10 protein-coding genes and 1 pseudogene are annotated in these 14,016 nt (G+C 47.2%); 1 reads left to right on the top strand and 10 read right to left on the bottom strand.

The window, feature by feature from the left end; translation table 11 throughout:
• Positions 1 to 220: 220 nt before the first annotated feature.
• The 8 genes and pseudogenes from MHH91_RS17275 to MHH91_RS17310 all read right to left on the bottom strand — a co-directional run bounded on the left by MHH91_RS17275 (position 221) and on the right by MHH91_RS17310 (position 10,543).
• Positions 221 to 1,501, bottom strand: coding sequence for a M28 family peptidase (locus MHH91_RS17275; protein ID WP_013353659.1), 1,281 nt, complete (start codon positions 1,499 to 1,501; stop codon positions 221 to 223).
• 164 nt (positions 1,502 to 1,665) lie between these two features.
• On the bottom strand, positions 1,666 to 2,958 hold the full coding sequence (eno, locus tag MHH91_RS17280; RefSeq protein ID WP_007409956.1) for a phosphopyruvate hydratase: 1,293 nt from the start codon (positions 2,956 to 2,958) through the stop codon (positions 1,666 to 1,668).
• Between the two features lie 27 nt (positions 2,959 to 2,985).
• Complete coding sequence (gene gpmI / locus MHH91_RS17285; RefSeq protein WP_013353660.1) at positions 2,986 to 4,521, bottom strand: 2,3-bisphosphoglycerate-independent phosphoglycerate mutase; 1,536 nt, start codon at positions 4,519 to 4,521, stop codon at positions 2,986 to 2,988.
• Positions 4,514 to 5,275: a triose-phosphate isomerase gene (gene tpiA, locus MHH91_RS17290; RefSeq protein WP_013353661.1), complete on the bottom strand. Its 762-nt coding sequence runs from the start codon at positions 5,273 to 5,275 to the stop codon at positions 4,514 to 4,516. The genes gpmI and tpiA overlap by 8 nt, the downstream gene beginning before the upstream one ends.
• Before the next feature lie 25 nt (positions 5,276 to 5,300).
• On the bottom strand, positions 5,301 to 6,485 hold the full coding sequence (locus MHH91_RS17295) for a phosphoglycerate kinase (protein ID WP_013353662.1): 1,185 nt from the start codon (positions 6,483 to 6,485) through the stop codon (positions 5,301 to 5,303).
• 321 nt (positions 6,486 to 6,806) lie between these two features.
• Entirely contained in the window at positions 6,807 to 7,814 is a 1,008-nt protein-coding gene (gene gap, locus MHH91_RS17300; RefSeq protein WP_003151611.1) for a type I glyceraldehyde-3-phosphate dehydrogenase, read from the bottom strand.
• Between the two features lie 33 nt (positions 7,815 to 7,847).
• Complete coding sequence (gene cggR / locus MHH91_RS17305; RefSeq protein WP_013353663.1) at positions 7,848 to 8,882, bottom strand: gapA transcriptional regulator CggR; 1,035 nt, start codon at positions 8,880 to 8,882, stop codon at positions 7,848 to 7,850.
• 264 nt (positions 8,883 to 9,146) lie between these two features.
• Positions 9,147 to 10,543: pseudogene (locus MHH91_RS17310) on the bottom strand (sugar porter family MFS transporter).
• A 255-nt stretch (positions 10,544 to 10,798) separates the two neighbouring features.
• Between MHH91_RS17310 and MHH91_RS17315 the strand changes: the two are divergent.
• Positions 10,799 to 11,887, top strand: a complete 1,089-nt coding sequence (locus MHH91_RS17315) for a GntR family transcriptional regulator (protein WP_014471051.1) — start codon at positions 10,799 to 10,801, stop codon at positions 11,885 to 11,887.
• A 34-nt stretch (positions 11,888 to 11,921) separates the two neighbouring features.
• Here MHH91_RS17315 and MHH91_RS17320 read toward each other — a convergent pair whose 3' ends face one another.
• Positions 11,922 to 12,929 carry an LLM class flavin-dependent oxidoreductase gene (locus tag MHH91_RS17320; protein WP_013353666.1) on the bottom strand — a complete coding sequence of 336 codons (1,008 nt, stop codon included), beginning with the start codon at positions 12,927 to 12,929 and terminating at the stop codon, positions 11,922 to 11,924.
• A 113-nt stretch (positions 12,930 to 13,042) separates the two neighbouring features.
• Positions 13,043 to 13,936, bottom strand: a complete 894-nt coding sequence (locus tag MHH91_RS17325) for a LysR family transcriptional regulator (RefSeq protein ID WP_014471052.1) — start codon at positions 13,934 to 13,936, stop codon at positions 13,043 to 13,045.
• Positions 13,937 to 14,016: the final 80 nt, after the last annotated feature.

Consider the following 14,016-nt stretch of genomic DNA (forward strand, 5'->3'; position numbering starts at 1 on the left):
AATACAAATATCGATCGATATCGCAATTATAACAAAAGTTAAAATTTGTTGAATGGGTTTTACATCCTTTTATAAATTAGGTATTATATATTTATTTTTCCTTTATTCATAAAATAAAATCCTATTAAATGGTACATATTTGGTAACAAGTGAGAAAATCTCCCCTAATTGAGAGAATATACAGAAAACAATATAAAAAAACAGGCCGCAGCCTGTTTTTTTATTCTTTCACAGCCTCAGTTACAGCTCCGGTAACGAGTGCTCCCGCTTTCTCTAATCGTTCTTTGCTGATATGTTTCATATTATCATTCTCGGTGTGATACCAGGGCCCCGGCTCATGTGTATCGGGGCTGAGCCAAATCCAGTTAGCCGACGGAATTCCCGCTTCATAAAAAGAGACGTGGTCTGAGTAACCGAGCTGAATCAGGCTTGGCTTGACCAGCCGGGATTGTTCAGCGGCTTTTTCAGCATACCGGACACTCGGATTTTCCCTGCCGTCAGGAGTGGTGACACACATTTGGCTCGCTTCTTTCCAGTCAGTCGCAATCATATCGGCATTAAAATTGGCCTGGCTGTGCTTTCTTTCATCTTTCGTAAGTGTACTGACGTAATAAGATGAACCCGCAGACCATAATTCTTCTGCACCGAACAGGATAAAGCGGATTTCTTTATCTTTCGGTATGTGTGTAAACTGCTTGCTTATTTCCAGAACGGCAGATGTGCCTGAGGCGTTATCGTCCGCTCCGGGCGCTCCTTTTACGCTGTCATAATGCGCTGTGACATAAATAATATCAGCATCAGAAGGGTTGGCCTGTGCCGCTTTGCGAGTTCCTATGATATTTTGTGAGGTACGGTTTTTATAATTCTTAAATTGAATGACTGCCTGCTTTTCCCGCAGCAATGCTTCACCGTCTTCTTTTTTCATACCGGCCGCCGGTATTGTTATTCCTTTCCCGCTATGCGGGCGGACAGCAAGCGGTTTTGTTGCCTGATTATAAATAATAACTGCATTGGCTCCCGCTTGTTCGGCATGTTTTATCTTTTGCGAAATGGGGATCTTCCCCTCACGGATTACTGCAATCTTTCCTTTTGCTCCCGTTACGTCATCGCGTAATCCGAGGCCGCCGTCAAAGATCGCGCCCTCTATTCTCAGCTCTTTTTCAACAGCAGATTGATCAGCGGAGCGAAGCGGGAATTCATGCTCTCCTGCTGTGACTGAACCTGAAAAATACTTTTTCAATTGAAATGTCTGTACTTGGACAGCGGCGCCTTGAGCCCTCAGGCGATTCGATATGTATTCAGCCGCTTCCTTTTCTTTCGCAGTTCCCGTTTCCCTCGGCCCGATGGTTTCACTCAGAGCATGCATGGTGTCCAATGCCTCGTCAGTATCAAAAACCGGCGCCTTCACTGTTGAATGAGCATGGGTTTCGGACAGCGGTCCGGCAGACGCGCCCCATATAACACTTGCTGCCACCGCAGCTGATATAAATGAAAATTTCATCAAAATCCCTCCTCTTATTACACCTCTTCCTTTCGATTGATGGACAATGATTCCTTTAAAAAGGAAAAAAATGAATATTATTAACCAAATGAAAATGATGAAAAAGGAGGGAAAAGTCCGAAGGCATAAAAAAAGCCGGGAGAATATCTCCCGGCATTCTTTCATTACTTATTCAAGTTATAGAAAGAGTTGATACCGTGGTATTGAGCAGTTTCAGCCAACTGATCTTCGATGCGAAGAAGCTGGTTGTATTTCGCAACACGGTCCGTACGTGACGGAGCACCTGTTTTGATTTGTCCTGCGTTTGTTGCCACAGCGATGTCAGCGATTGTGCTGTCTTCAGTTTCACCAGAACGGTGAGAGATAACGGCAGTGTAGCCCGCGCGTTTCGCCATTTCGATCGCATCGAATGTTTCAGTCAATGTACCGATTTGGTTTACTTTGATCAGGATAGAGTTGCCTACGCCGTTTTTGATACCTTCAGCAAGCTTTTTCGTGTTTGTAACGAAAAGGTCGTCACCGACAAGCTGAACTTTTTTGCCAAGACGCTCTGTAAGAAGTTTATGTCCTTCCCAGTCGTTTTCGTCAAGTCCGTCTTCGATAGAGATGATTGGGTATTTAGAAACCATTTCTTCATACCAGTCAACCATTTCAGCAGATGTTTTCACAACGCCTTCGCCAGACAGATGGTATTTGCCGTCTTCTTTGTTGTAGAACTCAGAAGATGCAGCATCCATAGCAAGTTTCACTTCTTCGCCAGGTTTGAAGCCGGCTTTTTCGATTGCTTCAACGATTGTTTGAAGCGCTTCTTCGTTAGAACCAAGGTTCGGAGCGAATCCGCCTTCGTCACCTACAGCTGTGTTCATTCCTTTAGCAGAAAGAACTGATTTCAGGCTGTGGAAGATTTGAGCGCCCATGCGAAGCGCTTCACGGAAGTTAGGCGCGCCTACAGGCATAATCATGAATTCTTGAATGTCTACGTTGTTGTCAGCATGCTCTCCGCCGTTTACGATGTTCATCATCGGTACAGGAAGCGTTTTTGAGTTGAAGCCTCCAAGGTACTGATAAAGAGGAATCTGTAAGAAATCAGCAGCAGCGCGCGCACAAGCCATAGATACGCCAAGGATTGCGTTCGCACCGAGTTTGCCTTTGTTTTCAGTTCCGTCAAGCTCGATCAAAAGCTGATCGATTGCGTTTTGTTCTGTTACGTCAAAGCCGAGAAGCTCTGGAGAAATGATTTCGTTTACGTTGTTAACAGCAGTTAACACGCCTTTTCCAAGGTAACGGTCTTTGTCGCCGTCACGAAGCTCAACCGCTTCGTATTCACCTGTAGAAGCTCCGCTTGGCACTAATGCGCGGCCAAAAGCTCCTGTTTCTGTATATACTTCAACTTCAACTGTCGGGTTGCCGCGGGAGTCAAGGACTTCGCGTGCATAAACATCAACAATGTATGGCATGAGTTTGTCTCTCCTTTTGATTTACGCTTATTTTTGAATTAAAGATGTTCCGGTCATTTCTTTCGGTTTTTCAACACCGAGAAGGTCTAATAACGTTGGTGCGAGGTCGCCTAGGATTCCGCCTTCGCGCAGCGTCACGCCTTCTTTCGTCACAATGACAGGGACTGGGTTTGTCGTATGGGCAGTGTGCGGTTCGCCTGTTTCTGTAATCAGAATGTCTGCATTACCGTGATCAGCGGTAATGATGGCGTGGCCGCCTTTAGCGATGATGGCGTCAACCACTTCGCCTAAGCATTCGTCCACTGCTTCAATTGCTTTAATTGTCGGTTCGACCATTCCGGAGTGGCCGACCATGTCAGGGTTTGCAAAGTTCAGGATGATCGCGTCGTGCTTGTCAGCCGCGATTTCTTTTACAAGAGCATCCTTCACTTCATACGCGCTCATTTCAGGCTTCAGGTCATATGTTGCGACCTTCGGCGAGTTAATGAGGATGCGCTCTTCGCCCGGGAATTCTTCTTCGCGGCCGCCGCTCATAAAGAACGTAACGTGCGGATACTTTTCAGTTTCCGCAATGCGAAGCTGTTTTAACCCGTGCTGTGCTAATACTTCACCGACCGTATTATCAAGGTTTACCGGTTTAAAAGCCACATATCCGTCAACAGATTCACTGAAGTGAGTCAGGCAGACGAAATGCAGGTTTTTCGGATGATTTTCACCGCGGTCGAAATCGCGGAAATCTTTGTTGGTAAACGTGTTCGAAATCTGGATGGCGCGGTCAGGTCTGAAATTATAGAAAATTACAGAATCGCCGTCATGAATTTTCGCAACAGGTTCGCCGTTTTCTTTTGTGATGACGGACGGAATGACGAATTCATCATGAATGCCGTTCGCATAAGAATCGTCCACTACATCCATTGCGCTCTTGTAAGACGGGCCTTCGCCGTAAGCCATTGCGCGGTACGCTTTTTCCACACGGTCCCAGCGTTTGTCGCGGTCCATGGAGTAGTAGCGTCCGGAAATGCTGGCGATTTCGCCGACACCGATTTCTTCGATTTGCTCATTCAGCTGCTGAATGTAAGTTTTCGCTGTTTGCGGACCTACATCGCGGCCGTCGAGGAAACCGTGAATATACACCTTCGTCAGCCCTTCACTTTTCGCAAGCTTCAGCAGCGCGAATAAATGATTGATATGACTGTGTACGCCTCCGTCAGAAAGAAGACCGAACAGGTGCAGCGCTTTGTCGTTGTCCTTCGCGTTTTTGATGGCGTCAAGGAACGTTTGATTGCGTTCGAATTCACCTTCGCGGATGGCAACGTTCACGCGTGTTAAGCTTTGGTACACAATACGTCCGGCGCCGATATTCAAATGTCCGACTTCAGAGTTCCCCATCTGTCCTTCAGGCAGTCCGACTGCTTCGCCTGATGCCGTCAGCGTCTGATGAGGGTATTGGTTCCAATAACGGTCGAAATTCGGTTTTTTCGCTTGTGCGACTGCGTTTCCGACTGTTTCATTGCGTAATCCGAACCCATCAAGAATGATGAGTGCAGCTGGTTTTTTACTCATATTGACCTTCCTCCAATAATTGAACGAATGACTGCGGTTCAAGGCTTGCGCCGCCGACCAAAGCACCGTCAATATCGGACTCTGCCATATATTCTTTAATATTTGCAGGTTTTACGCTGCCGCCGTATTGAATGCGGAGCTTGTCAGCAGCTTCTTGGCTGAAGCTTTCAGCAACAACTTTGCGGATATGCGCGCAGACGTCGTTTGCATCTTTCGCTGTAGAAGATTTGCCTGTTCCGATTGCCCAGATTGGCTCGTACGCAATAACGGAAGCTGCAACTTGCTCTTCAGAAAGACCCGCAAGACCTTTTTTCACTTGATCGGCAACAAGATCATTTGTTTTTCCGGCTTCGCGCTCTTCAAGCGTTTCACCTACGCAAATGATCGGCACAATGCCGTGTTTGAAAGCGGCATGCGCTTTTTTGTTAACTGTTTCATCAGTTTCAGCGAACATTTCACGGCGCTCAGAGTGGCCGATGACGCAGTAATCCACGCCAAGGTCTTTCAGAGCGACCGGGCTGATTTCGCCTGTGAACGCACCGTTTTCTTCAAAATGCATGTTTTGGGCGCCGACTTTTAAGTCAGTTCCTTTAACAGCAGAAGTCAGCTTTTCTAAGAAAAGAGCTGGTGCGCAAACAACGGCTTCCGCTTTGTCTGCTGCTGGAATGGAATTTTTCACTTCTTCAACGAAGCTGACAGCCTCGCCGAGAGTTTTGTTCATTTTCCAGTTACCGGCTATAATTGGTTTTCTCATCTGTTCCACTTCCTTATAGCAGTTTTTATTTATCGTTCAGTGCAGCTACACCAGGAAGCTCTTTGCCTTCCATGAATTCAAGAGATGCGCCGCCGCCTGTAGAGATATGGCTCATTTTATCAGCAAGGCCGAATTTTTCAACGGCTGCCGCAGAGTCTCCTCCGCCGATGACAGAGTATGTATCTTTCGCCTCTGCCAATGCTTCCGCAACCGCTTTTGTTCCTTGAGCGAACAAGTCGATTTCGAATACGCCCATCGGTCCGTTCCACACGACAAGTTTGCTGTTTTTGATAACGTCAGCATACGTTTCGCGTGTTTTCGTACCAATGTCGATTGCTTCTAAATCACTAGGGATTTCAGAGATCGGCACCATTTTCACGTTTGCATCGTTAGAGAAATCGTCTGCAACGAGCACATCTTCAGGCATATAGAATTTCACGCCTTTTTCTTTCGCGCGGTCCATGAATGATTTTGCAAGCTCGATTTTATCTTCTTCAAGCAAAGATTTACCGATTTCGTATCCAAGGGCTTTTACGAATGTGTAAGCAAGACCTCCGCCGATAATCAGGTTGTCCACTTTATCAAGCAGACTTTCGATTACGCCGATTTTGTCTTTTACTTTCGCTCCGCCGATGATCGCCGTAAACGGGCGCTCAGGATTTGTCACGGCTTTGCCGAGAACGTCAAGCTCTTTTTCCATCAGGAATCCTGCAACCGCCGGCAGATGCTCGGCAATTCCGGCTGTAGATGCGTGAGCACGGTGGGCAGCACCGAATGCGTCATTGACATATACATCCGCAAGCTCAGCAAATGCTTTTGCAAGCTCAGGATCATTTTTCTCTTCACCAGGGTAGAAACGTACGTTTTCCAATACAAGAACGTCTCCGTCCTTCATATCGGAAATTTGTGCTTTTACAGCATCTCCGTAAGCTTCATCCGCTTTTTTCACTTCTTTGCCAAGCAGTTCGCCTAAGCGCGCAGCGACAGGAGTTAAACGAAGCTCCTCAACCACTTCACCTTTCGGGCGGCCTAGGTGGCTCGCAAGAAGGACTTTCGCGCCTTGGTCTGCAAGGTGTTTGATTGTTGGAAGCGCAGCGCGGATACGAGTATCGTCTGTTACTTCCCCGTCTTTCATTGGAACGTTAAAGTCAACGCGGCAGAATACGACTTTGCCTTTTACGTCGATGTCTTTTACTGTTTTCTTATTCATGCCTTAGGAGATCCTCCTTCAAAATGGTTTGCATAGCACGAAAAACGTGAAACGTGAAACCGCCTCATGATGCTTCCGCCGCGGGGCAGATTGCAGCTTCTCGGCACGGGGCAGATCGTCTTCTGAGCCAGGGCAGGCGGCCCCGAAAACGAAAGTGCCGCGGAAACTGCAAAACGCGGACGTTCTGCAGCAATCCGGCGCTTTCTGAAAGCCGGTCCTCATGGAAAAAGGGAAAGGGAGTCCGTCCCCTTCCCTTGTCCGCTTTCATTATAGCGTTTCTGTCCGAAAGAACCAAGTCCGGCCCTTTCCGGGAGCTATGAATTAAAGACCTTGTTTTGCGATGTAAGCTGCAAGGTCAACAACGCGGTTAGAATAGCCGCTTTCGTTATCGTACCAAGAGATTACTTTTACCATGCTGCCTTCCATAACCATTGTAGAAAGAGCATCGATTGTAGAAGAGTTAGCATTGCCGTTGTAGTCTCCGGATACTAATGGCTCTTCGCTGTAGCCAAGGATTCCTTTAAGGTCGCCTTCAGCCGCTTCTTTAAGAGCTGCGTTTACGTCTTCAGCCGTTACGTCTTTGTTCAGTTCAGCAACTAAGTCAACAAGAGAAACGTTTGGAGTCGGCACACGCATAGCTCCGCCGTTCAGTTTGCCTTTCAGTTCAGGAAGAACGAGGGAAACTGCTTTAGCAGCACCAGTTGATGTAGGAATGATGTTTTCAGCTGCTGCACGCGCACGACGGTAGTCTTTGTGCGGAAGATCAAGAATTTGCTGATCGTTTGTGTAAGAGTGAACAGTTGTCATCATACCGCGTTTGATGCCGAATTTGTCGTTAAGTACTTTTGCAAACGGCGCAAGGCAGTTTGTTGTGCAAGATGCGTTAGAGATAACATGGTGGTTAGCCGCATCGTATTTGTCTTCGTTAACACCCATAACGATTGTGATATCTTCTTCGTTAGCAGGTGCAGAGATGATAACTTTTTTCGCGCCAGCTTCTAAATGTTTCGCAGCGTCTGCGCGTTTTGTGAAGAAACCAGTAGATTCAACTACGATTTCAACGCCTTGTTTGCCCCAGCTGAGTTTCGCAGGATCGCGCTCAGCAGAAACTTCGATTGTTTTGCCGTTAACAACAAGGTTGCTGCCGTCAACTTTAACTTCTGCGTCTAATTTTCCGTGTACGGAATCATATTGTAAAAGATGAGCAAGCATGTTAGCGTCTGTTAAATCGTTAACCGCTACTACCTCAACTTCAGGATTGTTTAATGCTGCGCGGAATACGTTACGTCCAATACGACCAAAACCGTTAATACCGACTTTTACTGCCATGATTGTTTCCTCCTTTAAATAAGTGAGAGATATTTATATTGAGGGACTTTTATCCCTTAATAACTTCTTTGCGGCTCCTTCGTCCGTGACGAGAACCGTGTTTCGCTGCTTTTTAAAATAAGCTTCAATTGCTTCTGCTTTTGATGATCCGCCCGCTACTGCGATAATGTCGGGAATGGCGCCGAGATCATCGAGCTGCATTCCGACTGAATGCACTTTGTGAACGACTTCTCCGTCCGCATTAAAGTAGTAGCCGAATGCCTCTGTCACCGCATGATTGTCATCTATTTTCTTCAAATCTTCCAAAGGCGTGTTTCTTCGTTCCGCCATTGTTCTAGCTTCGCCGATTCCGTGAACGAGCATACTCGCTGATTTAATCGTGTGAAGCACCTCTTTTACGGAAGGCTCTTCAATAATAGATGAGTAGGCGCCTTGTGACAGCTGTCCGGGAACAAACAAAAGCCGGTAAGTGCCTGAAGCTTTTTCCGCCATATGCGCGCATATGGTGTTCGCCTGATTTTTGACGTTTTCACCTAAACCGCCTCTTGCAGGCACAAACAGGAGCTCGCGGTTTTTTGAATCCGGCGTCATCATATCGGCGACAGCTTCAATTGTCGTACCGCCGGTTACAGCGACGATATTTTTGCCTGAAAATCTCTTTTTCATACATGCGACGGCCGCTCTCCCTAATTCTTTTTTGACCCAAGGAGATTGGTCGCTGTCTCCGGAAACGATAATGGCGTCTTTCAGATTAAGACGTTCCTTTAATGTCTTTTCCAAAAGCGTCAATCCTAAAACATCCTTCATCGTATCTTCCAGAATCGAAAGCAGTGAATAGCCCTCTTCCGTCAGTGTCATGCCGTTTGTTTTTATATCGATGAGATTCTGTTCTTTCAAAAACTGAACCTCGCTTCTGAGAACGCGCTCGGTCAATCCGAGACTGGCTGCAAGGCTTCTGCGGCCGATCGGTTCAGTAAGCCTGATATACTGCAAGATTTCAAATCTTTTCTGCATCACAAGCAAAAGATCAGGCAATAATTTTTTTTGAGCTTGTATTAACTGGTTCATGACTCAAACGTTCCTTCCTATTCATACTGGACAGAAAATGTCCCGCTATGACAAAAAACGTCCCATCATAGCCAAAAAAAATTATGTCTGCTTTCTTTAATTATTTTAACAGGCTGACATTGTTAATTCAACTGTTAAAGGTCAATTCCTCGACATTCTTCGCAACATTTACCAGTATCTCCTTGATACAGTCATTATATACAGAAACGGAATGAAGGTGACAGACAAAAGCCCGCCGGAGCGGGATTTTGTCGTAAAACGCTTTCATTTTATCCAGAGCTTTTCTATTTCTTCTAATGATTTATTTTTCGTCTCAGGGCAGATCGTCACGACGAACAAGAAACAGAGAATATTAATGACGGCGAATATCCAGAAGGTGTACGCAAGACCCAGCCCGCTGATCATCATCGGCACAAACTGGCCGATCGCCCAATTCGCCCCCCATAAGAATATTGTTGCAATACCGGCGAGGCGCGTGCACGGAGGTGATTCGGGAAGATTTCTGAAATCATGATCCACGTAATCGGCCCCACTGATACACAGAAAGCGGCGACGAATCCCAATATAATGACGACTAAAGCCGTCCCGCTCGCCAGATGAAAATAAAAGGATGCCCCGATTAAGATCATAAACAGCGCCATAAAGGCAGATCCGACCCCCATCAGCTTTTTCCGGCCTACTTTATCGACTAAAAGAACCGCGATAACGGTGAAAATCACTTCGACGACACCGACGATGCATGTCGTGACAAACCCTGCATTCTGCCCGAAGCCCATCATTTTAAAGATTTCCGGCCCGTAATACGTAATCGCGTTCATACCGATGACCTGATTGAACAAAGCCAGCAGAATCCCGATCACAAGCGCTTTTCTCAGCCCCGGTTTAAACAGCTGAGATAATGAACCCATTTTTTCTAATTGTAAAGACGTTTCGATTTGTTTGATTTCTTCTTTCGCAGTCTGTTCGCCGTTTATACGCGTCAGCACGGCGAGGGCTTCATTCCGGCGCCCCGCTTTTGCAAGCCAGCGCGGACTTTCCGGCACGAGAAACAGCACGATAAAAAAGATGACGGACGGAATCATTCCGTAAGCGAGCATCCACCGCCAGCCGGTATGCACTCCCCATTCATATGAACCGGATTGCTGGACGGCAAGGTTAATAAAATAAGTGCCGGAGATGCCCAATATCGTAAATAGCTGATACAGTGAAGACAGACTGCCGCGGATGGCCGGCGGGGCGGCTTCGGTAATATAGGTGACAGAAAGCGAGGAGCCCATCCCGATTCCCAGACCGCCGATAATTCTGGCGATAATTAAGGAAGACACGCTTTGAGAAAGCGCAGAGACAACCGCTGACACCGCAAACAAAAGCGCTGCTGCCATCAGGATCTTTCTCCGTCCGAAACGGTCGCTCAAAAATCCGGAAATACCGACACCGAAAACACCGCCGATCATAATGCTTGAAATCACGAGCCCTTCCATAAAAGGACTTAAGCGGTACAAGTCTTTCAAAAAACCGATCGCGCCGGAAATCACCGCCGTGTCATAACCGTACAAAAGCCCTCCAAGTCCGGCCGCACATGAGATGAGAATGACAAACCACATGGAATGCTGCCGAGTGACTGGTACATGTGAACCAATTGGTGCCGGGTGATTCTTCATGAATTTTACCCTCCCGCGTATAATAGAATAAAAACGCTTACAAATCAGAGTGCCGGCGTTTGGTTTGACTTTGGTTTACTTCGCCGTCACATTTGTACGTACTTATAAAGAATTTTATCTAAAAATAAGGAAAATTAGTACGTACAAATAAAGAATAAGCAGTTTTTCATAATCTGTCAATTATTTTTGACGCTTGATGAAAGGGCTTACTATGTTATACTTGAATTTGTCCGTATACATTTTGGAGGAATTGATATGCTACCGAAATATGCTCAAGTAAAAGAAGAAATTTGTTCTTGGCTGAATCAAGGGAAGATACAGCCGGATCAAAAGCTGCCTACGGAAAATGAGCTGATGCAGCAGTTCGGCGTCAGCCGCCATACTATCAGAAAAGCGATCGGGGATTTGGTCTCGCAAGGACTGCTGTACAGCGTTCAGGGCGGAGGCACCTTTGTCGCTTCACGCACGGCGAAATCAGCCATGCATTCAAACAAAACGATCGGCGTTATTACAACGTACATATCAGACTATATTTTCCCGAGCATCATCAGGGGAATCGAATCTTATTTAAGCGAACAGGGCTATTCCATGCTTCTGACGAGCACCAACAACAATACAGAAAGTGAACGGCGGGGCCTTGAAAACCTGCTGTCCAAAAATATAGACGGGCTGATTGTCGAGCCCACAAAAAGCGCGCTTCAGACGCCCAATATCGGCTACTATCTCAATCTGGAGAAAAACGGCATTCCGTTTGCCATGATTAACGCCTCTTATGCGGAGCTGGCCGCACCGAGCTTTTCCGTCAATGATGTCAAAGGCGGCATGATGGCTTGCGAATACGTTATGTCACTCGGCCACACGCACATTATGGGAATCTTTAAAGCCGATGACACGCAGGGCGTCAAACGGATGAACGGCTACCTTCAGGCACATCGGGAACGCGGGATTTTTCCATCGCCGGACATGATCGTGACTTACACGACTGAAGAAAAAGAAACCGTGCTTCTCGAGAAAATGAAGCATACTCTTGAGCAGAACAGCGGGTCACATCCGACGGCCATTCTTTGTTACAATGACGAAATTGCGCTGAAGACGATTAATCTTCTCAGAGAACTCGGTTTGAGAGTCCCTGATGATGTGTCAGTCATGGGCTATGATGATTCACATTTCGCCCAGATTTCCGAGGTGAAGCTTACCTCTGTCAAGCATCCGAAATCAATTATGGGGAAAGCGGCGGCAAAATACGTCATCGACAGCTTAGAACATAAAAAACCGAAGCGGGATGACGTCGTGTACGAACCGGAACTCGTTATCCGGAATTCCGTAAAGCGAATCGACGAATAAAAAAAGCAATGTGCACGGCACATTGCTTTTTTGCTCAGCTGTTTTTTAATTCAGCAATAATTTCAAACGACCGCATTCTGTCGGCATGCTCAAAGCTTTCAGAATTCACCATGATTTCATCCGCCTGTGTTGTCCGGATGAAGCTTTCCAGCTTTTCCTTCACACGATCAGGTCCGCCGACGATCGTTGAACTGAGCTGTTCATTGACCATCGCTTTTTCATACGGCGACCAGATTTGATCCATGTCTTCAACAGGAGGTTTCAGCTGATTCGGTGTACCGCGTACGAGGTCTAAAAATCTTTGATAATGCGATGTCGCCAGATGCTCCGCCTTTTCATCCGTATCCGCGGCAATGACGGTGACGCCGACCATCGCGTACGGTTTATCCAGTACGTCTGACGGGCGGAAGGAGCTTCGGTACATCTCAAGGGCGGGCACGGTGTTTTTCGGTGAGAAGTGAGCCGCAAAGGCGAACGGAAGCCCGAGCTCACCCGCAAGACGCGCGCTGAAGCCGCTTGAGCCCAAAAGCCAGATCGGCACGTCCAGCCCTTCGCCTGGAATGGCGCGGACTTGATTACGCACATTGCCTGACGGTTTAAAGTAATTTCTCAATTCTTCAAGCTGCTCCGGAAAATCTTCTCCGCTGTTTATATTTCTTCTTAAAGCTCTCGCCGTTAATTGGTCGGTTCCCGGAGCGCGTCCGAGCCCGAGGTCAATCCGCCCCGGATATAACGTTTCAAGGGTTCCGAATTGCTCCGCGATCACAAGCGACGAGTGGTTCGGCAGCATAATGCCGCCTGAACCGACGCGGATTTTTTTCGTGCCGCCGGCAATGTGGCCGATCAGCACTGACGTTGCCGAGCTGGCAACTCCTTCTATATTATGATGCTCCGCCAGCCAGTAGCGGTTATAGCCCCACTCCTCGGCGCGGCGCGCTAAATCCATGCTGTTGCGGAACGATTCAGCAACCGTTCCCCCCTGTACGACCGGCGATAAATTCAATACGGAAAACGCAGTATCTTTCAATGTATGTTCAGCCATCGTTTTCTCCTTTATGGTTTAGTGTAAGCAGATCTTAAACAAGGTCTCTACCACACACCTTACCACAGCTTTTCCCGTGAGTTAAACAATTTGATTCGATGATCTTCGAACAATCAGTCAGCGGCGGTTTTCTTACGGATGAACAGCTCCTCGGCAATTTCAATAAAAAGCTTGGCGGCAAGTGAGGCGTCTTTTATAGAAGGAACCGCCAGCTGCACCTCCCTGAATACATCCGGGGTAAACTCTTTAATCACCACTTCTTCCGGAAGAGGATTGCCGGCCATAGACATTTCCGATAAGATTGCCATGCCTAACCCCTCCCGCACCATATTAATGGATGTGCTGACATTAAAAACGGTAAAGGCGGCGCAAAGTTCGGCACCGGCTTGTTTAAACAAACCGGAAAAAGGGGACGTGTAACCGCCGTCGCAGACCACCATCGGTTCGCCGTCCAGATCCTTTATTGTTACGGTTGAGCGTGCGGCGAGAGGGTGATCCCTATGCATAACCGCTGCCATTTTGTCTTTTTTCAACAGGAAATAATCCATATCCTCTGTCGGAAAAAGCAAAATGCCCGCATCAATCATCCGGGATTGCAGCCACTCCTTCACTTCGTCCGCCGTTCCTTCATGCAGCACCAGTTCAAGCTTCGGATACCGTTTTTTAAACACGCTGATCAGCTTTGGAATGAAATAAGCGGAAGCGGCCGGAAATGTGCCGATGTGAATCGTTCCCTGTTCAAGCCCTCTTTCCGCGGCCGCCAGCTGCTCCGCTTTTTCTATGCCTTTGAGCACCTCTCTGATATGTACGAGAATTTTTTTGCCCGTGTCCGTGAGCCTTAAGCCGTTGCGGCGTTCCCGGATGATCAGCTTGATGCCGAGCTCCGTCTCAAGCGCCGAGATGGCATGACTGACGGCGGGCTGCGTCATATTCAGCGCCTGCCCTGCTTTTGTAAAACTTCCCGTTTCAGCAATTTGAACAAAAACCCGCAGTTGTGTAATCGTCATAACGTTTTACTTATGCTCCTTATAAAAAAGATTCATTTTATTTATCTTACTGATTACCGTATCATATGATGGAATTGTTC

Source organism: Bacillus sp. FSL K6-2819, assembly GCF_038008305.1.
Taxonomy (GTDB): Bacteria; Bacillota; Bacilli; order Bacillales; family Bacillaceae; genus Bacillus; species Bacillus amyloliquefaciens.